This is a genomic window from Allomuricauda sp. CP2A (assembly GCF_001683915.1).
GTDB lineage: Bacteria > Bacteroidota > Bacteroidia > Flavobacteriales > Flavobacteriaceae > Flagellimonas.
In genome coordinates this window covers 21,741-42,731 of the sequence record NZ_LXTT01000036.1, presented here as the reverse complement: position 1 = coordinate 42,731, position 20,991 = coordinate 21,741, and the positions used below count along the sequence as shown (strand labels likewise).

Sequence of the window (20,991 nt, the reverse complement as noted above, 5' to 3'; positions counted from 1 at the left end):
TCATTAATATATAATGAAATAAAAAAAAGAATCAATAGTGAGTTTTTCATATTGCTTGCAACAATAGGATATGAATTTGTTTTTTTACGTAAAAACTGATAAGTGAAGCTAGTATATTTTAATCAAAAGGCTATATGAAATAGATAGATACACCTTCTAGATTCACAAAACCCTATTTCCAATTGATATGCAGATTTTATAAAGGCAAGTTTTTGACCAATGGAATTGCTTCCAATCTTTTTATGCTTAATTTAAAGTAGTAAATTGTCATTCCTGCGAAAGCAGGAATCCATGAAGTAGAATTGATTCCCACAGGCGTTGGGAAATTTTAAAAACAACCAAATTTGATCGCAACCATAAAACACAACTCCAAAAACTACAAAATAGACCTGACCAAACCGCTGGATATTTCCATACCGCTCAAAGGAGGCGACAACAATGTGAACGCCTGGTATTTGGACCCGCCAAAGATTGCCCCACACGAGCAAGATGGATTTATAGGGAAGGTGAGCGAGGGAGCATCCACCAATTTCAACGATATTTGGTTCAACCCACATTCGCATGTTACGCACACGGAGTGTTTGGGGCATATATCCGAGGAGTTCAACTCCATCAACAAAAAGTTGAAGAAGTTTTTCTTTTTGGCCGAAGTGATTACCGTGGCACCCGAACAGATGGGAGAGGACTTCGTCATATCCGAAAAGCAAATAAAATACGCTTTGGGCAACAAAAAAAGACAGGCTTTGGTCATCAGGACCATTCCCAATTTGGGGGACAAGCGTTCCAAAAAATACTCGGATACCAATCCCACCTATTTAACCGAGGAAGCCGCCAAATATTTGGTGAAAAAAGGAGTGGAACATCTACTTGTAGACCTCCCTTCCGTGGACAAGGAAAGGGACGGGGGAGACCTTTTGGCGCACAAGGCCTTTTGGAACATGAACGGTAAGCCCCGCACAAAAGCGACCATCACAGAATTTATTTATGTACCCAACCCTGTAGAGGACGGCACCTATTTTTTGGACCTTCAAGTGGCACCATTTGAGAACGATGCCAGTCCCAGCAGGCCGGTCTTGTATAAAATTCTTGAAAAATGAAGACGATATTAAAGCTTGAAGAGTTGATGATGTTCGCATTGGGCATCTATCTTTTCAGTTTATTGGATTATGCGTGGTGGTGGTTTTTGGTACTGATCTTGGCACCGGATATTGGAATGTTCGGCTATCTTTTTGGAAACAGGATTGGGGCCATCAGCTATAATATTTTCCATCATAAAGGGTTGGCCTTGCTTATTTACCTTGCCGGTGTTTACTTTTCAATACCTTTATGCCAACTAATAGGCCTGATTTTGTTCTCGCATTCCGCTTTGGACAGGATGTTGGGCTATGGTTTAAAATATGAGAAAGGATTTAAGTTTACCCACTTGGGGGAAATAGGTAATCATGGGTGAAATAGTTGACACGGTTCTTGGCGTACTATTGGGCGCAATACTAATGTATTGGGTATACTCCCTGTTCCGAAAAAAGAAGAACAAAGAAATCACGAAGCAGCAATCCACCGTGATCTTGAACAAGATACGCAGCGTGTGCAAATTGGTGTCGGTTGAAGGTGATTTTGCCGAAATCTACCATTACGAGAACACCAAGGACAGTTTTATGAGTCTGTTCCGAAGCAAGAAAAAAGCCCTTATCGTGATCAAGGCGAAGGCCCACATCGGCTACGACCTGAACAAGCTCGATTTGAAGGCTGACAATGAAAACAAAAAAATCATCCTGAGCCATTTTCCACAGCCCGAAATATTGTCCATTGAGCCCGATTTGCAGTTTTATGACATCAAAAATGGTATTTTTAACAGCTTTTCACCCACGGATTTGACCAATCTCAATCAAGAAGCCAAGGAGCATATCAAACAAAAAATACCTGAAAGCGGGTTGATGGAGACGGCAAGAAAAGAAGCTCTGGAAGCCGTTTTCGTAGTGGAGAAAATCGTAGAGACCATTGGGTGGACACTGGATTATTCCGCCTTGGAAATATCAAACAGAGAAAAACAATTTATAGAAGAGTAAATAAACATGAAAACAAAAATCATAACCTTGCTTTTGGTAGGTGTATTGGCCTCCAGTTGTGTACAAATCAAAAACGACATGAGTAATAATTTTGACCACGCTTTTGCCCATACGGTTTATTTCTGGTTCAAAAATCCAGATAATGCTGCTGATAAGGCCAAGTTTGAAGCTTCACTGAAGAAGTTTCTCAACAACTCAGAATACGCCAAGACCAAATATATTGGTACGCCGCCCAATGCGGTTAGGGATGTAGTGGATGATTCCTTTACCTACTCACTCATTCTGTCTTTTGAGTCGGCGGAAGCACAAGAAGCGTATCAATCCGAAGAGGCCCATCTCATTTTTATAGAGGAATGCCAAGATCTTTGGGAGAAGGTCATTGTGTACGATTCGCAAGGTATCTGATGATGAATGTTGAGGAGCTTCGCGAGTATTGCCTCATGCAGAAAGGGGTGACCGAGGAGTTCCCTTTTGATTCAAAGACCTTGGTGTTCAAGGTCATGGGAAAAATGTTTGCCTTGGTGGCCTTGGAACGCCTTCCCCCACAATGTAATTTAAAGTGCGACCCAGAACGAGCCGTGGAACTGAGGGAAGAATACGATGGTGCCATCATTCCGGGCTATCACATGAGCAAAACCCATTGGAACACTTTGTTTTTGGAACAACTCCCCCCTCAATTGATTAAAGATTTGGTGGACCATTCCTACGAACTGGTCGTAGCTGGATTGACCAAAAAGCTTCAGCAAGAGCTCAAAAATTTAGACTGACATTTCATGGAGGATTTGAAAAGCTTTTACACTTCCCAGCAAGAGAAATATCAGCAAGAACTTCAGCAGGTAAAAAAACGGTTGGCCCTTTTGGCCACCTTGCGATTGTCCGTTTTTGTGGGTTTGGTGCTTGGGGCCTACTTCTTTTGGGGCAGCACGGCCATTTTTGTCTTGTTGTCCTTGGGCATTGCGTTGTTTTTGTATCTCGTTATCCGCTTTAGCAATGTAAAACGACATAAGGAATATTTGCAAAGGCTTATCGCCATCAATACCACGGAATTGGACATCTTGGCCCGTCGTTTCCACCATTTGCCGGATGGGAAGGAGTTTTTAAGACCGGACCATCCGTATGCCCAGGATTTAGACCTTTTTGGAAGGGGTTCGTTCTATCAATATGCAAACCGAACAACATTACGACAAGGACGGGAAGTTTTTTCGGATCTTTTGTTGGATGGATATCCAAAGGATATCGCCAAAAAACAAGCGGCGATTCAAGAATTGGCCCAATTGCCCGAGTGGCGACAACGTTTTTCCGCTTTGGCAGGGGAAACCCAACCCAAAATATCTCCTGATGTGGTTTCCGATTGGATGAAAAACCACAAATCGTTTACCCCAAAGTGGGCTGGTATTGTGGCTCCTATTTTTGCATTGATTTCCATTTTGTTGATTGTTTTGGCTAGTTTAGGTTTGGTGCCTGGAAGTTTGGTCTTGTTCTGGTACGTTTTGGGAATTGGAATTGTAGGTCGATTTGCCAAAAGCATCGTTATGTTTGCGGTACAAGTATCAGAAGCCCAAGAAACCATCCAGCAACACCAACAATTGATTTCTGAACTGGAGCGGCAGACCTTTACATCGGAGTTGCTCCAAGAACTCCAGAATAAATTGGTGGTCGAGGGAGAACAGACCTCCAAAATATTGAAAAACTTTGGCCGGCGACTGGACAATTTTGAACAACAAAACAACTTTTTGGTGTTGCTATTCGGTCAGGGGTTGCTACTGTGGAGTCTGTTTTTTGCGTATCGGGTGGAATCTTGGATAGCTAAATATGGCAAGGATGTGGGGGAGTGGTTTGCTGCCATTGCCCAGTTTGATGCCTACATCACTTCGGGTACCTATGCCTTTAACCATACGGATCATACCTATCCAAGTTTGGTTCAAGGAGATGCGGTGTTGAGCGCCAAAGAAGTGGGACACCCCTTGGTAGACCCCGAAAAGAACGTTTTAAACGATTTTGAAATAGGAAAAGGCCGTTTCTGTATCGTCACAGGAGCCAATATGGCTGGAAAAAGCACTTTTTTACGGGCCGTTGCTTTGCAAATAGTCATGGCGAACATGGGATTGCCCGTAAAAGGGAAGGAAGTGCAATACAATCCTGTTCGTTTGCTCACCAGTATGCGTTCCTCGGATTCCCTGGCGGATGAGACTTCCTATTTTTATGCAGAGCTTAAACGTTTAAAATACATTGTGGAAGAGCTTAAAAAAGGCGACTGCTTTGTGGTCTTGGATGAAATCTTGAAGGGGACCAACAGCGTGGACAAGGCCGAAGGTTCCAAAAAATTTATAGAGCGTTTGGTGCGGAATGGGTCCACGGGAATGGTGGCCACCCACGATTTAAGCTTGTGTACTCTCGCTGACCAACTTCCAGAGGTGGAAAACCGCTATTTTGATGCCCAGATCGTAAACGGGGAGCTGTTCTTCGATTATAAGTTCAAAGAAGGCGTTTGCCAAAATATGAATGCCTCTTTCTTACTAAAAAATATGGGGATTGTGGATTAAAGTCCTTTTACTTGAACATTGTGAAAAGAGTCAGCCTGTAATCGGAGCAGTTCCTCTGCCTTTTCCTTTTTGTAGCGATACAGCTCCTCTTCACTTTTAATATCGGCATAGACTTGCTGGTTGATTTCGCCATCCGTGGCCAACAACAATTTGCGTTGCGCTACTTTTTGGGTTACCCACGTAGCGACCACACTTTCCTGCTCTTCAAATTTGTAATCGTACTCGCCTTTGGGAGCCAACAGTTTGGCAATAATGGGAGCCGTTTCGATTGCCAAGAACAATAAAAAGATGAAGAAAGAAGGAAACCAGGGTAGTTTGCCCAAGGCATTGATGCGTGCCATGAGCCCATCAAAACCATCAATAATGGGTTGGGAATTGGCAACGGCAATGTCGTAATCGGTTTGCAAAGCTGCAATCTGAGCTTCAATAGTCTCAATTTTTGTGGCATTGGCCTCTTTCAAGGCGTTGAGTTCAGCCAGAGCAGCATCATGCTTTTCTCGTTTTTCCTTGTACACGGGTCCCTTGCCCAACAGACCGGTTCCAGCAGTACCTTCGGCTTCGGAAATGTAAGTATTGTAGAGTGCATTGGTTTCGGCCTCTTTGATTGTGATTTCACTCTTCAGGTTGGCAATATCTTGGTTAAGGCTTTCAATTTTTGGAGTGTACTGGAGTGCCAATTGCTCTTTGTTGTTCAGGGTCATGGTATTTTTTTCTTCGAGGAGGACTTGATTGATCTCTTTTTCAAAAATCTTCATTTCCAAAGGTTTGGATATCACCACAGCAATAATGATGGCCAGTACAATCCGCGGAGCGGCCTGAAGCAATTCACCTTTAAAATTGTCGCGCTTTTTAATGGTGGAAACGATATATCGGTCCAAGTTGAAGATGAGCAGTCCCCAAATCAAACCAAAGAAAATAGCGGTGTAGATGTTGTCAAAAACGGTGTAAAGGGCATAGCCGCTGGCGATAAAAGCCATGATGGCCGTAAAGAAAACCGTGGCCCCAATGCCAGCATATTTGTTGCGTTCCCCGTTGGAACAAGTTTCAAGAATATGGGTGTCAGCCCCTGAGCAGAAGATAAAAAAACGTTGTAGCATTATAGTGTTCTGATTTGATTGATAGAGTATTAGAACGTGGTTTTGGTGGATTTGTTACATGTTTTGCCCATAAATCTTCCAGAATACCTGCTGATTTCTCAGGTGGAAAAGTAGGTGGCTGTGTGCCTTAAGTTACTGACCAACAGAAAATAGGATGGTACATTTATACCATTAAATATCACAATCATGAAAACAACCGTAGTCATTGGTGGAAATTTCGCAGGAATGACCGCCGCATTGGAAATCAAAAGAAAAGGGAAAAACGACCATAAGGTTTTAGTGATCGATAAATCACCATTGTTCTTGTTTGTTCCCTCTCTGATATGGGTACCTTTTGGAAGAAGGGAAATCAAGGATATTTCATTTAGAAAAGATACCATTTTGGAAAAGAAAGGGGTCGATTTCGTTCAGGCTGAAGCTTTGAGGGTAGATCCCAATACACAAATGGTCTATACCACAAAAGGGGATTTTGCCTATGATCACTTGGTAATTGCCACTGGTCCCAAGGTAAAATATGACGTGGCTCCCGGCGTAGCCGAATATGCCCATTACATTGGTACGCCCAATGGCGCCATGAAAACAAGAAAGGCGTTGGAAGAGTTTAAAAAGAACCCTGGCCCCATTGTAATCGGCGCTACGCAAAATGCGGGTTGTATGGGTGCTGCGTATGAGTTTTTGTTCAATGTGGAAAAATGGTTGCGGGAACAAAAGATTAGAAAGCAAGTAGATTTACATTGGATTACTCCTGAAACCTTCTTAGGACACTTTGGTATTGATGGAATTACTGGAGGTGAGACCATGCTCAAATCCTTCATGAAAATGTTCAACATTCACTACCACACCGAGGTAGGCGTGAAGGAAGTAACCAAAGATAAAGTTATATTGACTTCCGGTGAGGAATTGCCCAGCTATTTTACCATGTTGATGCCCCCATTTGTGGGTGTAGACTTTGTGGTCAACTCCCCAGAGTTGGGAGCTACCGCAGCTGGTTATTTGCCCGTTGGGGAAGATTACCGACACTTTAAGTATCCCAACATCTGGTCTGCGGGAATCGCTGTGGATGTGAAACTGCCCTTTAAACCAGGTAAGGTGCCATTTTCTGGTCCAAAAACAGGATATCCATCCGATGAAACCGGTAAAATAGTTGCCGAGAACATCATCAGGGTAACAAAGGGCAAGGATAAATTGAAGAAGAAAGCATGGGGTAAAATTCCTGGTATATGTGTAATGGACGCCGGTAAAAAAGAAGTGATCATAATTAGCGACCACTTGTTTAAACCCAGAAATTTTGCAATTATGATTCCCAATGTATTCTACGATTTCTCCAAAGTATTGTTCGAAAAATATTTCCTTTGGAAGACAAGACACGGATATTCTCAATTGCCCTAGTGGTTGAGATGGTAGTCTGATCAAATCCACGCATTGTAAAATGGGTGGATTTTTCTTTTTAGAATGATGAGAGGTATTTTCTTAAAAATTCTAAGTTTGCAATTCTCAAAATAATGGACAAACTAATGGGATTACTGGAAGAATTACAGGAACGAAGCGGAAATACCTGCGAACTGTGTGGGGCAACAGAAAATTTACAAGTGTATGAAGTTCCTCCGGTGTCCACTGGTGGTGTAGATGGAGGCCTCTTGGGCTGTACGACCTGTATTGATCAAATAGAAAACCCTGATACTGTTGATTCCAACCACTGGCGCTGCTTGAACGATAGCATGTGGAGCGAACACGATGCCGTTAAAGTGGTGGCGTGGCGAATGCTCAATCGTTTAAAATCTGAAGGATGGCCACAAGATTTGTTAGGCATGATGTACTTGGATGAAGAAACTTTGGCATGGGCCAAGGCTACTGGAGAAGGTGAAGAAGAGGGTGAAAAAATCATTCACAGGGATGTGAACGGCAACATTCTGGAAAATGGGGACAGTGTGGTCTTGATCAAAGATTTGAAAGTGAAAGGTTCCAGCATGGTTGCAAAACAGGGAACTGCCGTGCGACGGATTTCACTGGATCACGAGAATGCCGAATATATTGAAGGCAAGGTAGATGGTCAACAGATTGTCATCATTACCAAGTATGTGAAGAAAATATAGTTCTTTTTCAATTTCTTACTCCTTCCAAAGCCATCTCAACGAATCCGGAAATAGGGCACCCCCGTGTTTGCCGTTGTGTCCACCGGTACCTTTTACAAAGGTATAGTCATAATCGCGAAACTCAAGCGAGGAGGCCATTTGCTGATTGGCCAGCCACCAATTTCCATAAAGATTGTTCAAGTCTCCCGAACCGTCTTGCAAATACACCTTGATATCCCGTTTGGCATGTCTTCTGATCATGGATGGGTAGGCGTGTCCACCCCGAATATTGGTAAAACTTCCTATATGACTCAAGACCCTGTAAAAATAATCAGGTCGCTCCCAAGCTGCTGTAAAGGCGCAAATACCGCCAGATGAAAGTCCGCAGATGGCCCGCATCCTTGGGTCGGTTGTCAAATTATACTTCTTTCCTACTTCGGGAATGATTTCTTCGATCAAGAACCGGGCATAGAGATTACTCAATTCATCATACTCCCAGCTTCTATTGCTAGCCCTGAATGGATTAGCAGGAAGTTCCGGTGCATTATGCCCGGGATTGATGAAAATCCCGATGGTTACGGGCATTTCCTTTTGATGGATGAGGTTGTCGAACACAATGGGAACCTTAAAATCACCATCTTCCTTCACATAAGCATGTCCGTCCTGAAAAACCATAATGGCTGCCGGTTGGTCCGCGCTATATTGTGCCGGCACATATACGTAGTATTCCCGATGTGTGCCCTCAAAAATTTGACTTTGGAATACATGTTTGGTCACCGTTCCTTTTGGAACCCCATCATGACGCTCCGAGTCTTTACCGTACTTATAGTTTTCCTCTTGGCCTAAACAAATGTTCATGCTGAAGAGCAGTAAAAGGCATACGGTTTTGGTCAGTTTGTGGTTCATAATGAAGATAATTTATTCAAAACTTACGCTCAGGCATCGGTTTTATTTTTTAGTTCCATAAAATAGTGGTAAAAATAGGGGATGGTTTCAATGCCCTTCAAAAAGTTCCAAACCCCAAAATGTTCGTTGGGGGAGTGAATGGCATCGCTGTCCAGACCAAATCCCAACAGAATGGTCTTGCTATCAAAAACATTTTCAAAAAGCGCCACGATTGGAATACTTCCTCCAGTACGTTGGGGTACTGGGGTTTTCCCAAACGTTTTTTCCATCGCTTTGGAAGCCGCTTGGTAACCGATATCGTCAATCGGGGTCACATAGGCCTGTCCGCCATGGTGTGGGGTAACTTTTACTTTCACACTTTTTGGTGCCAATGAGGTGAAATGTTTTGTGAAGAGCTTCGTGATTTCGTGCCAATCTTGGTTGGGGACCAGTCTCATGGATATTTTGGCATAGGCTTTACTGGCGATGACGGTCTTTGCGCCTTCACCGGTATAGCCTCCCCAGATTCCGTTTACGTCCAATGTAGGTCGGATACCAAAACGTTCAGGGGTAGTATAGCCTTTTTCACCATGCACATCACCAATATCCAACGATTTTTTATACGCTTCCAGATTAAATGGTGCCTTGGCCATTTCTGCACGTTCCTCATCTGGAATGACTTGTACTTTGTCATAGAACCCAGGGATGGTAATATGGTTGTTTTCATCGTGCAATGAAGCAATCATTTTGGCAAGCACGTTGATGGGGTTTGGTGCTGCACCACCATAAATTCCCGAATGAAGGTCCCTGTTTGCCCCGGTCACTTCCACTTCCACATAGCTCAGTCCGCGAAGGCCAGTGGTTATGGAAGGGGTGTCATTGGAAATCATCCCGGTGTCTGAAATAAGGATGATGTCGTTTTTTAGCTTTTCGCTATTTTCTTTTAGGAAGTCCTCCAAACTATCGCTTCCTACTTCTTCTTCACCTTCAATCATGAACTTTACATTGCAGGGCAGGGAGTTGTTTTTTATCATGAACTCAACCGCCTTGACGTGCATGAAGAACTGCCCTTTGTCGTCGCAGGCCCCACGGGCGAAGATAGCTCCATCGGGATGTAGTTCGGTTTTTTTGATCACGGGTTCAAACGGAGGGGAATCCCACAAATTTATCGGATCAGGGGGCTGCACATCGTAGTGGCCATACACCAGGACGGTGGGCAGATCGGGGTCGATTATTTTTTCGCCATACACCACGGGATACCCAGTGGTCTCGCAAATTTCCGTATTCTCGCAGCCAGCATCAGCGAGTGATTTTTCCACGGCTTTGGCCGCCTCCATTACATCTTGGGAAAATGCAGGGTCAGCACTGATAGAGGGAATTTTTAAAAGATCGATCAATTCGTTTAAAAATCGGTCTTTGTGGGTGTTGATGTAGTTGTTGATTTGTTCCATGTATGAATTAAAAAGTAGGCTAAATGTACAAAAAACAAGTTTTTAAAGTAGGCCGGTTTGCAAATCGGAAAATTGATTTATATTTGCACTCCCTTTGCGGGTGTGGTGGAACTGGTAGACCTGTCTGCCGACAGGCAGGCACGCTAGGAAGTCTAGCGTACAACGTTCCTTCATCCGTTGGAAGTTCTTTTATTATTATTTTTTATGCGGGTGTGGTGGAACTGGTAGACACGCTAGACTTAGGATTTATCCAAATAAAAAGTGTTAATTTGCACTTTATGCGGGTGTGGTGGAATTGGTAGACACGTCAGACTTAGGATCTGATGCCGCAAGGTGTGGGGGTTCGAGTCCCTTCACCCGCACTAAAAGCCGAAGAGAAATCTTCGGCTTTTTTATTTCAAAAACACACTGAAAAAAGACACGGGTACAACATAGGTACAACATTTGACCTATTTTCAAGATAAACTTTGATTTAGTGTCATATACTTCCATTTGATATTAACTACTATGTCAATCAAAATAAATTCATAGAATTTAGGTTTTCTCGACTCTTGTTCTTCGATTGGGAGTTTATTATCATACAATATTCCCGAAAGTTAAACTCGTAAAATACTTCCATCAAAAGACTACGGCATAAAGCCATCGCTTAAGCCCCTACTTATTTATTCCGTTTCCTTTTGAGCCAAGATTTTATCTTCCGTTTGATTCACTGCTCAAATATTGTTTAATCTAAAATTTGAGTATTATGACAACAAAAGCGAGTACCACAAGAAAGCGCAGAACCACTAGGATTACTGCCAAAAAAGAAGTGAACGAAAAGAAAGTGCCTGCACTTCAAATTGAAAACCTTCCAATAGACAACATAAAGCCTGACACTAACCAACCAAGAAAGACCTTTGATGAGAAACAGCTACAACAGCTTGCGGATAGCATCAAGGAATTTGGTGTATTGCAACCAATAACGGTTCGCAAATCTGGAAAGAATTTTATCATCGTAATGGGTGAAAGACGGTTTCGCGCAAGCAAAATGGCGCACAAGAAAACGATTCCCAGTATCGTAAGAACTTATGAAAACGGCGAAGTGCTTGAAGTTCAAATTATCGAAAACCTGCAACGAAAGGATGTTGAACCTACCGAAGAAGCTGACGCAATTGCTTATCTAAGCGACAAGTATCAACCCTCTGAAATCGCTAAACGCCTGGGAAGAACGGACAATTTCATAAGACAACGTTTGAAGTTGGCTGGATTGATTGACGGCTTCAAGCATTTTGTACGTAGTGGTGAAATGACCATTTCTTTAGGTGTCGGTGTAGCGCTTTTTGAACCAGAGGAACAACAGATGATGCGGGAAACGATGGGCGAAGAATTTAACGCACATCAGATAAACCGAATGATAAACAACCGAACATACGATTTGGAAAAAGCACCCTTTGATGTTGCAGATAAGACTTTGGTGGCTAAAGCGGGTTCCTGCGTAGAATGTCCATTCAATGCTGTGAATCAAGGCAATCTGTTTGGCGAAGGCAAAATGGTCTGTACAAAGTCAGCCTGTTTTGAGACTAAAAAGACAAAATCGTTCTTAAACCTGATTGATAAATCTAAGAAAGACAACATACTGCTCATTCCTGAAATACGGCAGTATTGGGCGAATGAAGAAAAAAATCAGCTTGTTATTTCACAACTGGAAAATAATGGGTTGAAAGTCTATTTGCTGGATGATGTTGAAATCATTGAGACACCCATTGAGCCGACAATGGATAGCGTTAAGATTGAATACCAACATTATGATTATTCTGAAGATGAATTGAAAGCAGAGCTCGACGAGGCTATCCGGCAATATGAGGAAGAACTGAAAACGTATAATTCAGCAGACAAGAACGGTTTTGTAAATGGTATCATATTCCATCCTGAAACGTACCAACACAAGAATGTGTTCGTCAAAGTGATTGAGAATTCAAAGGAAGATTCTAATGAATATTCCACACCATTGGCCAACAGGAAAATGGCAGATTGTACGCCCGAAGAGCAAATCATAAAAATCAACGAGCGTGAAATCCGTAAGCGACAGATCGAGAACAACAAGCAGTTTGAAGAAGTGGTACAGATGATTCGAGAAACGGATTATATCAATACCAAGAAAACGTTGTCGGTTGATGAAATGGTCGCCTTTTCCATTTCGTTGTTTGAAAACAATGTGGATTATGTAGGTCGGCAAAAGCACTTTTCCAAATTCTTGGCAGGGACTTCAAAGATGACCAATTTGGAAGTTGTTGAACATTTTAAGAATCATTTCAAAAAGGAAATCTTCCATAGACTGATTCGCTACATACTTACGAGGCAAGTGCATTTTGGTGAGAGCAACCACGTCAATAACCTGACGAACATTTCATTCTACAATGCCATTCAGGGATACTTCAAATCGAAGATTGCAGCAATTGAAGAGGAATATGCCGAAAAACGGGACAAGCGTGAAGCACGTTTAAAAGAGCGCATTGCGGTTCTTGAAAAGAAAATCCAGGAACTCAACGATTAGCTTTTGTTGTTCTGAAGAAGGGTCGGCATCCGTGTCGGCCCTTTTTCTTTTTATGATAATCCTATACGGGTTTACAGGAAAAGCATCAATCAATATCAGTGCAAAGGTAAACCCATAAAATACACCCATCAAAAGACTACGGCATAAAGCCGTTGCGCATATCCCTCTTCTCATTTATTCCGTTTCCTTTTGAGCCGTGATTTTAGCTTCCGTTTGGGGATGCCCAAATATTGTTTAACTAAAATTTCGGCATTATGGAAAAAGTATCAAAAAAATCAAAGATTTCGGTCGAAGAAGCCGAGGTACATTATCAATCCAGTAAGGAAAACTACAAGATTGAAGGTGCCGAAAGTCATCTGGCTTACTACAGAGAAAAGTATCCAGAACACTACGTCGTACTGTCACAAAATGTTTAACCTAAAATTCAAAAGCTATGTATTTACAAAATTTGCAACAAGATGAGATTTTCGTTTCAACCGAAATGAAATCCTTAAAAAGTCTGACCCAGATGGAATCTCGTCGTGGGCTTGAAAATGCCATCATCTCGAATGGCAAAATCGTCAATGTGGTATCGAACAGTTACGGCCACATCCCAAACCAATTGTTCTTCAAAAAAGCAGAAGAAATGTTGATTGATGGTGGTCTCAACTACCACAAACGAACCGTCAACAAGAACGATAGGTCGTTCATCACTGATTTTATCATTGACGACAAAAGCCAGTTTACGGTTAAGAATAACAAGGACTTGATACTACCGATGCTTCGTTTCAAGAATTCTTACGATGGAAGTGAAAAGACCTCTGGCCACTTCGGTTTTTATAGAAAGGTTTGTTCTAACGGATTGCACGTCTCACAGGCTGAAATCGAGTTTTCAATCAAGCACAGCAGGAACAATACAGACCTTATAATGCCAATGTTGAACAACCTGTTTGATAAATTCTTGGACAACGAATTCTATACCATTACCAAGAAATTCGATAAGATGAAGGAATTTAAAATCATTGACACCAAAGAGTTCGTGAAAGCTATTCTGGACAGGACAAAACTGTTCCGATATGAATGTAGTGACAAGAATAGCGACCCATCGAAAAAGTCGAGAGAGGTACTTGAAATCCTCAATTACGAAGCCCTATTGCTCGACGAGAAACCTAATCTTTGGTTGGGCTATAATGCTTTCAACTCTGTATTGCACAATTTCTTGAAAAAGAGTTTTGGCCAGCAAGAACGATTGGATAAAAAGTTGTTCGATGAAGTGTATGCTCTGGCATAGATTTAAAAGGTTTGTCCAGTACCTTAAACTGGATTTTTCAATTAAATATTTATTGTAATTTTAACAAACAGAAATAATTACTACCTTTGCAAATGATGCAAAAAGCACACAAAATAGCGGCATTTCTCTTATTGGGCCTGTTTGGCCTTATGGTGCTGCACCAAGCATTTCCTCATCTGCATCATCAGCACCAGGATTCGTATTCCCATTCGGATGTTGCCCATACGGGCGAACACCACCATCACGATAATGGTTCGCACGAAGACGAAGAATCACCATATGGCTTTTTCGGGTTCTTTATGGATATGCACGTCCATTCCTCGGTTTCAACCGATATTATTGTCGAAAGACAAATCGTTGAACACCGTACCGACACGAATGAGAATGTTGTAAAAACCAATTCTGGTTTTCAAGAACTATATTTTATTGATAAGAGGCCTAACAACGAACCGCCGCTTTATCATCCGCTCAACCACTATTTTAATCCTTTCCTTTCATCCCTCTATTTACGGGGGCCACCATCTTTAGGTTAATCGTTTGGGATTATCTATCTATTAGGTAGAAATCCTATTGAACTTCAGGCCTGTCTCTTATCAGGCAAGATTAAACCTAAATTTTCAAACAATGGACAAATATATCGTGTTCGCGATATGCGGATGCCTGTTCTTTGTTACTGGTTTCTCTCAAGATAGAAATATAGGGGAGCTACTTAACGAAATAGAACAGAACAATACAGAGCTGAAGGCTTATCAGTCGTTTATCGATGGCCAAAAGCTTCAAAACAAGAGCGGCAACAACCTGCCCGACCCACAGCTTTCAGGATACTATCTGCCTTTTGGCGACCATCAAACCGATGACTATACCGAGTTTGAAATCTCACAATCCTTTGAATTTCCTTCGGTATATGCAGCCCGTAACAAATGGAACAACCTAAAAGCAGAACAGTCACAGGCAGCCTATGGCGAAAAACGCCAAGAAATACTGCTCAAGGCAAAAAAAGGGCTAATAGAACTCTTTATACTTCAAAAGCGAAAAACCATTGAAGATGAAAGAAAGAAACAAAGCCAAGAGGTGTATGAACAAATGCAAGAACTTTTTAACAGAGAGCAAGTCGGCATTTTAGACCTTAACAAAGCTAAGGTATCTTGGATTCAAGAGCAATTTGTTGTGGAACAACTGGAAGCGGAAATCCAAAATCAAAGAACGGCTTTGCAGACTTTGAATGGAAATCAACCGCTTGGATTGGACAATCTGCAATTGAATATTCCATTTCAGATACAAACTGTAGCCGATTTATGGAATGAGAAATTGGCCAAAGACCCCAAGCTTTTGGAGCTCAAAGCTTATGAAGCCGCGGCACAACAAAACGTGCAGTTGGAAAAAACCAAAATACTGCCTGACCTTTCATTGGGTTACAATTACCAAGGGGTCAACGGTAATAATTATTCGGGTGTTTATGGAGGATTGACCATTCCTTTGTGGAACAGTAAAAACAAGGTAAAAGCGGCACAAGCCAATTACGAATACCAGCAGTCCAACACACAAGTTGTACAACAAATGCTGTATGCCAAATTACAACAAGAGTACAATCAGTACCAATTGTTGCTCGACAAGTACACCGAATATCAGGACACCATGGAAACCCTAAATAGTGAGGAATTGCTCTTTAAAGCTTACAACTTGGGAGAATACTCGTTTTTGGAATACTATATGGAAGTGCAATTCTATCGGGATGCAACCGATAGAATGCTACAAATGGAAAAACAGCTACAGCTTTTACAAGCACAATTATTAATACATCAGTTATAACAATTTTAAAAATTAAAAAGATGAAACATTTATCAAAAACAATAATGGCACTAATAGTAATGGCAGCAATCAGCTTTACAGGATGCCGAGAAACAAAAAAGGAAGAGGCCCAAGATGACCACGGTCACGAGCATAACCCAGACGGCTCTCATATGGAACAGGAAGATTTGAAACAGGAGGAATTTACAGTAGGTCAGGACACCCTTCAAAATGAAGAACACGGCCATCGTCACGATGACGACCACGGACATTCCAACGATGATGACGGACACCAACATTAATAAAAGAAAAAGATGAAAAAGTATTTAATAATTGTGCTTGCCTTTATGGCAGTAGCTTGTAAACAGAATCACGAAGATGAACACGCCCACAATGCTGACGGGAGCCACGTAGGCGAGGAGACCCCAAGATTGGATTATACATTGTGGACAGACAATACCGAACTCTTTGTTGAGTTCCCGGCATTGATTGTCGGGCAATCCAGCAGGTTTGCCGCACACTTTACAGTTTTGGACAAACACCAGCCCGTACGCGAAGGCTCGGTAACGGTCAGCTTGATAAAAGGAGACAAAGGTTTGCGTACCACAGCAGATGCCCCTTCTTCCCCAGGAATTTTTTCACCCACCATTCAGCCGAAGGAAGCGGGCGTACACCAATTGGTTTTCGACCTTTCCACACCGCAATACAGTGACAACATCGTGATTGAAGATGTGATGGTCTATGCCAATTTTGAAGAAGCAAAAAAAGCGATAGGCAATGCTGGTGGAGAGGCACCCATTTCCTTTTTAAAGGAACAGGCTTGGAAAATAGACTTTCAAACGGCGCAGGTCACAAAAGGGGAAATTTACGATGTCATCACTTCATCGGGTGTTTGGCAACCTGCTCAAGGTTCTGTAAAAACGATGGTCGCCACGGCCAATGGGACGGTCAATTTTACCACGACCAACCTGACCGAAGGGATGGAAGTGAAACAGGACCAATTGTTGTTGAACGTGAGCAGTCAGGGATTGGCAAACAATAATCTAAGTGCCGAGGTCGCTTCCGCGAAAGCGAAATTTAACCAGGCCCAATCAGAGTACAGCCGTAAAAAGGAACTCTACGAGAGCAAAATCATCCCAAAATCTGAGTTTGAAAAGGTGGAGAGCAACTATGCGATTGCCAAATCACAATATCAGTCCATCGCTTCGGGCGTTTCGGGCGGGAGCAAGCAAATCCGTGCACCCTTTAATGGTTTTATCAGAACCGTTAATGTATCCAATGGCGATTATGTGGACCAAGGCGCTGTCTTGATAAGTGTAGCTACTGATGAATCCAAAGTCTTGAAATCGCAAGTGGCACCCACCTATGGCCTGACGATGAAAAACATCAAAGGGATGTGGTACCAGACCGAACTGGATAATTGGAAAAACATTTCAGATTCCGAAGGCGAGATATTATCGATTTCAAGAGATGTAGAAAGGGAAAATCCTTTGATATCCGTGTTTGCCAAGGTAAACGATGTTATTACTGTTCCTGATGGGAGCTTGACCCAGGTTCAGATTGCAATGGGCGATGGAGAGCAAACCACGCTGGTACCCGAGTCGGCACTTTTAGAAGACTATGGGAATTACTCGGTAGTTCTGCAACTCGGGGGCGAAAGTTTTGAAAGACGACCCATAACCATCGGGAAGCGCAACGGTAAAAACGTGGAAGTCCTAAAAGGCTTGAAAGTTGGCGATGTGGTAGTCACTACAGGAGCCTATCAGGTAAAAATGGCATCAATGTCCGGTACCACACCGGCACACGGACACGACCACTAAAAAGGAGAATTATGTTAACTAAAATATTAAAATTTTCCCTTCACAATCGTTTGATGATTTTGTTGGGAGCAGTGGTACTGAGCGGATTGGGAATTTACTACGCCAAAACAATGAATGTAGATGTGTTCCCAGACTTGACAGCACCAACCGTAACCATTTTGACCGAAGCCCACGGGATGGAATCGGAAGAAGTGGAAAAATTGGTGACCTACCAATTGGAAACCGCTATGAACGGGTCGCCCAATGTAAGGCGTATCCGCTCGTCATCCGCCGCAGGGATTTCCATTGTTTGGGTAGAATTTGAATGGGGAACGGACATCTACAGAGCTCGCCAGATTGTGAGTGAGCGCATCCCAATGGTACGTGAAAATTTGCCCGAAGGTATCGGTGCGCCCACAATGGCACCTATTTCATCTATTATGGGAGAGATTATGCTATTGGGCGTAACGTCGGATAGTCTGTCGCCTATGGAATTGCGAACGCTGTCCGATTGGACTATCCGCCCGCGCATCAAAGCCATTGGTGGCATTGCCAACGTGGTGGTCATAGGTGGCGACTACAAGCAGTATCAGGTATTTGCCAATCCTGAAAAATTGAAGCACTACAACGTGAGCTTGCAAGAATTGGTAGAACACGTAAAGGAAGCCAATGTAAACGCACCAGGTGGTATTGTGAACCAATACGGAAATCAATACATCATTAAAGGAAGCGGTAGGGCCTACGTTTTGGAAGATTTACAGGAAGCTGTAGTAAAACAAATCAACGGTCAGACCATCAAAGTCAAGGATGTGGCGACGGTTCAAATCGGGGCATCCGATAAAATCGGCGATGGTTCTTTAAATGGTAATAAATCTGTTATCCTTACCATTTCCAAACAGCCCGATGTCAACACCCTAAAATTGACCGAAGATTTGGACATCGCCATTGCCGACTTAGAAAAAACCTTACCGGAAACTGTAGAAATCAAAAGTCAAATCTTCAGGTCGTCGGATTTCATCAATGCATCCATTAGCAACTTGAATTGGACACTAATGGAAGGGGCATTCTTTGTCGTAATAGTTTTGTTTATCTTTTTGATGAACTGGCGCACCACGGTCATTTCATTATTGGCCATTCCCATATCCCTATTGGTCTCTATAATTATTTTACAATGGCTGGGCTATACCATCAACACGATGAGTCTGGGCGGTATGGCAATTGCAATAGGTGCTTTGGTCGATGATGCCATTATCGATGTGGAAAATGTCTATAAGCGCTTGCGCGAAAACAGCCGTCTGCCAAAAGCAGAGCGCAAATCGATGATTACGGTCGTGCGTGATGCTTCGGTGGAAATCCGGAGTTCCATCATCATTGCGACATTAATCATCATTGTGTCTTTTGTTCCTTTGTTCTTCTTAAGCGGAATGGAAGGTCGATTGTTGCAACCTCTCGGGATTGCCTTTGTAACCTCTGTATTGACTTCATTGGTCGTGGCCGTGACGGTAACACCCGTATTGTGCTCGTATTTATTGAACAAGGAAAAACTTCTCAAAAAGCAAGCCGAAGGCACTAAAGTAGAACAATGGTTGCAAAAACACTATGCTTCCACTTTGGATAGGGTCATTAAAATACCGAAAACCGTGATTGCGGTAACGGTCGTTGCATTCCTGTTAAGTTTGGTCGTGGCAACCCAATTGGGACGAAGTTTTTTACCCGAATTCAATGAAGGTTCGCTGGTGATAGCCGTGGTTGGGCCACCGGGAATGTCGCTGGAAGAAAGCAATAAGGCAGGCAAGCAAATAGAAAATCTACTGCTGGAGATGCCTGAAGTGGATGTGGTAACCCGAAGAACGGGACGTGCCGAACTGGACGAACACGCCCAAGGCGTAAACGCCGCCGAAATCGATGTGCCGTTTACTTTGGAAGACAAATCAAAAGAAGAATTTTTTGAGGAAGTCCGAACCAAGTTGAGCGTCATTCCTGGCGTAAATATCACGCTTGGCCAACCCATCGCGCACCGCATTGACCATATGCTTTCTGGAACACGAGCCAATATTGCCATCAAGATTTTCGGTTCGGATTTACAGCGATTGTTCGAGTTGGGGAAACAGGTAGAGCAAAACATCAAATCCATCAATGGACTGGCCGATGTGGCGGTTGACCAACAAATAGAAGTGCCACAAATCCGTATCAAACCCAAGCGTCCCATTTTGTCAGCTTATGGTATGACCGTCGGTGATTTAATGGAACAGGTGGATATTGCGTTTGCAGGTGAAGAAGCAGGCGAGATTTATGAAGGCCAAAAGTATTTTGATTTGGTGGTGCGTTATGAAGAACCCTTTCGTGATAACGTGGAAAACTTTAAAAACGCCTTGATTAGCTTACCTGATGGTGGACAGACCGTGTTGGGCGAACTTGCGATGGTACAATCGGTCAGCAGCCCAAACACCATTAGCCGTGAAGATGTACAACGGAAGATTGTGGTAGCGGCCAATGTTCAGGGAAGGGATTTGCGAAGTGCCGTGAACGAGATTGAGGAAGTCGTAAATTCCACCATCGATTTTCCCGAGGGTTACCGCGTACAATATGGCGGCCAGTTTGAAAGTGAATCCAAAGCCTCGCAATTATTGTTGATTACCGCTATTTTGGCAATTGGTGTCATATTCCTGTTGCTTTATTATGAGTTCAAAAATGTAAAACTGGCCTTTGTAGTGCTCATTAATCTGCCCTTGGCATTGATTGGTGGTATTCTTATTGTGTACTTCACTTCAGGAATCGTAAGCATTGCGGCAACCATAGGATTTATCAGTCTCTTTGGTATCGCCACCAGAAACGGTATACTTTTAGTTTCTCGTTACGAAGATTTGCGAGAGGAAGGTAAGACAGGTATAGAACTGATTAAAGCTGGTGCTTTGGATAGATTAAACCCAATTCTGATGACCGCCTTTACCACAGGATTGGCATTGATTCCGCTTGCGCTAAAAGGCGGGCAGCCGGGAAGTGAAATTCAAAGCCCAATGGCTGTGGTCATTTTAGGTGGGCTGCTTTCTGCAACCATTTTGAATTTGATTGTGATTCCTTGTGTGTATCAACTGGTAATACAAAAACAGGAGTAATCCTTTAGTGGTTCTGACGTATAAAGCCTTCTTATTTTTAGGAAGGCTTTTTTTTTAATTAGACCGCTCAGCACATTCCCCTACATTCCGTTTCTCTACATTCCGGGAAAAGAGCTTCACTGCAACTGTCTTGGACACAATCCCCAATTTTAGCTTTCCATTCCGCTCACCCTTCCCGCCTGGGCTGGGAAGGAACACTACATTCCCGAGCCAAAATTGTGAATTAAGTCCGCCTTACCAAATCGGAAGACCAGCACCTCGATTTTCTTAACAGAATTTGCGGCAAGAACTTCTTGAGCCCTAGCTCGAAAATTCTTAAAAACCAAGGCGCTGTCCCACACATTTTAAGGGGTTTATAATGGATGAAGCCT

19 protein-coding genes and 1 tRNA gene are annotated in these 20,991 nt (G+C 42.8%); 17 read left to right on the top strand and 3 right to left on the bottom strand.

Annotation, left to right across the window (positions count from 1 at the left end; translation table 11 throughout):
- Window positions 1-344 precede the first annotated feature (344 nt).
- From A7D14_RS05125 to A7D14_RS05100, 6 genes are read left to right on the top strand one after another with little or no spacing between them, the layout of a single operon-like run.
- Window positions 345-1,097, top strand: coding sequence for a cyclase family protein (locus A7D14_RS05125; RefSeq protein ID WP_067030928.1), 753 nt, complete (start codon window positions 345-347; stop codon window positions 1,095-1,097).
- Window positions 1,094-1,450, top strand: coding sequence for a DUF4260 domain-containing protein (locus A7D14_RS05120; RefSeq protein WP_067030925.1), 357 nt, complete (start codon window positions 1,094-1,096; stop codon window positions 1,448-1,450). Before A7D14_RS05125 ends, A7D14_RS05120 begins: the two co-directional genes overlap by 4 nt.
- On the top strand, window positions 1,443-2,066 hold the full coding sequence (locus A7D14_RS05115; RefSeq protein WP_067030922.1) for a DUF4230 domain-containing protein: 624 nt from the start codon (window positions 1,443-1,445) through the stop codon (window positions 2,064-2,066). The genes A7D14_RS05120 and A7D14_RS05115 overlap by 8 nt, the downstream gene beginning before the upstream one ends.
- 6 nt (window positions 2,067-2,072) lie before the next feature.
- Window positions 2,073-2,471 carry a Dabb family protein gene (locus tag A7D14_RS05110; RefSeq protein ID WP_067030919.1) on the top strand — a complete coding sequence of 133 codons (399 nt, stop codon included), beginning with the start codon at window positions 2,073-2,075 and terminating at the stop codon, window positions 2,469-2,471.
- Between the two features lie 2 nt (window positions 2,472-2,473).
- Window positions 2,474-2,833, top strand: a complete 360-nt coding sequence (locus A7D14_RS05105) for an MmcQ/YjbR family DNA-binding protein (RefSeq protein WP_067030943.1) — start codon at window positions 2,474-2,476, stop codon at window positions 2,831-2,833.
- Between the two features lie 6 nt (window positions 2,834-2,839).
- Window positions 2,840-4,609 (top strand): MutS-related protein, encoded by a 1,770-nt coding sequence (locus tag A7D14_RS05100; protein ID WP_067030916.1) that lies wholly within the window; start codon window positions 2,840-2,842, stop codon window positions 4,607-4,609.
- On the opposite strand, the gene A7D14_RS05095 is transcribed toward A7D14_RS05100, so the two are convergent.
- On the bottom strand, window positions 4,606-5,706 hold the full coding sequence (locus tag A7D14_RS05095) for a DUF4407 domain-containing protein (protein ID WP_067030913.1): 1,101 nt from the start codon (window positions 5,704-5,706) through the stop codon (window positions 4,606-4,608). The genes A7D14_RS05100 and A7D14_RS05095 overlap by 4 nt on opposite strands.
- A 186-nt stretch (window positions 5,707-5,892) precedes the next feature.
- Between A7D14_RS05095 and A7D14_RS05090 the strand changes: the two genes are divergently transcribed.
- Window positions 5,893-7,095 (top strand): NAD(P)/FAD-dependent oxidoreductase, encoded by a 1,203-nt coding sequence (locus tag A7D14_RS05090; protein WP_067030910.1) that lies wholly within the window; start codon window positions 5,893-5,895, stop codon window positions 7,093-7,095.
- 125 nt (window positions 7,096-7,220) lie between these two features.
- Complete coding sequence (locus A7D14_RS05085) at window positions 7,221-7,799, top strand: PhnA domain-containing protein (RefSeq protein ID WP_067030940.1); 579 nt, start codon at window positions 7,221-7,223, stop codon at window positions 7,797-7,799.
- A 15-nt stretch (window positions 7,800-7,814) separates the two neighbouring features.
- On the opposite strand, the gene A7D14_RS05080 is transcribed toward A7D14_RS05085, so the two are convergent.
- The gene (locus tag A7D14_RS05080; protein ID WP_067030907.1) at window positions 7,815-8,684 is read right to left on the bottom strand and encodes an alpha/beta hydrolase; all 870 of its coding nucleotides are present in this window, start codon (window positions 8,682-8,684) and stop codon (window positions 7,815-7,817) included.
- A 29-nt stretch (window positions 8,685-8,713) separates the two neighbouring features.
- Window positions 8,714-10,114 (bottom strand): dipeptidase, encoded by a 1,401-nt coding sequence (locus tag A7D14_RS05075; RefSeq protein ID WP_067030903.1) that lies wholly within the window; start codon window positions 10,112-10,114, stop codon window positions 8,714-8,716.
- Window positions 10,115-10,394: 280 nt separating this feature from the next.
- Between A7D14_RS05075 and A7D14_RS05070 the strand changes: the two genes are divergently transcribed.
- The 9 genes from A7D14_RS05070 to A7D14_RS05030 all read left to right on the top strand — a co-directional run bounded on the left by A7D14_RS05070 (window position 10,395) and on the right by A7D14_RS05030 (window position 20,620).
- Window positions 10,395-10,476, top strand: a tRNA-Leu gene (locus A7D14_RS05070).
- Between the two features lie 383 nt (window positions 10,477-10,859).
- Window positions 10,860-12,647: a ParB/RepB/Spo0J family partition protein gene (locus A7D14_RS05065; protein WP_067030901.1), complete on the top strand. Its 1,788-nt coding sequence runs from the start codon at window positions 10,860-10,862 to the stop codon at window positions 12,645-12,647.
- A gap of 254 nt (window positions 12,648-12,901) precedes the next feature.
- Window positions 12,902-13,063 (top strand): hypothetical protein, encoded by a 162-nt coding sequence (locus A7D14_RS19975; protein WP_176712365.1) that lies wholly within the window; start codon window positions 12,902-12,904, stop codon window positions 13,061-13,063.
- A 17-nt stretch (window positions 13,064-13,080) separates the two neighbouring features.
- Window positions 13,081-13,917, top strand: coding sequence for a DUF932 domain-containing protein (locus tag A7D14_RS05055; RefSeq protein WP_067030894.1), 837 nt, complete (start codon window positions 13,081-13,083; stop codon window positions 13,915-13,917).
- Window positions 13,918-14,009: 92 nt separating this feature from the next.
- The gene (locus A7D14_RS05050; protein WP_255307386.1) at window positions 14,010-14,450 is read left to right on the top strand and encodes a hypothetical protein; all 441 of its coding nucleotides are present in this window, start codon (window positions 14,010-14,012) and stop codon (window positions 14,448-14,450) included.
- A 91-nt stretch (window positions 14,451-14,541) separates the two neighbouring features.
- On the top strand, window positions 14,542-15,726 hold the full coding sequence (locus A7D14_RS05045) for a TolC family protein (RefSeq protein WP_067030891.1): 1,185 nt from the start codon (window positions 14,542-14,544) through the stop codon (window positions 15,724-15,726).
- A 44-nt stretch (window positions 15,727-15,770) separates the two neighbouring features.
- Window positions 15,771-16,007, top strand: a complete 237-nt coding sequence (locus tag A7D14_RS05040; RefSeq protein WP_176712364.1) for a hypothetical protein — start codon at window positions 15,771-15,773, stop codon at window positions 16,005-16,007.
- Between the two features lie 12 nt (window positions 16,008-16,019).
- Entirely contained in the window at window positions 16,020-17,525 is a 1,506-nt protein-coding gene (locus A7D14_RS05035) for an efflux RND transporter periplasmic adaptor subunit (RefSeq protein WP_067030885.1), read from the top strand.
- A gap of 11 nt (window positions 17,526-17,536) precedes the next feature.
- Window positions 17,537-20,620 carry an efflux RND transporter permease subunit gene (locus A7D14_RS05030; RefSeq protein WP_067030882.1) on the top strand — a complete coding sequence of 1,028 codons (3,084 nt, stop codon included), beginning with the start codon at window positions 17,537-17,539 and terminating at the stop codon, window positions 20,618-20,620.
- Window positions 20,621-20,991 lie beyond the last annotated feature (371 nt).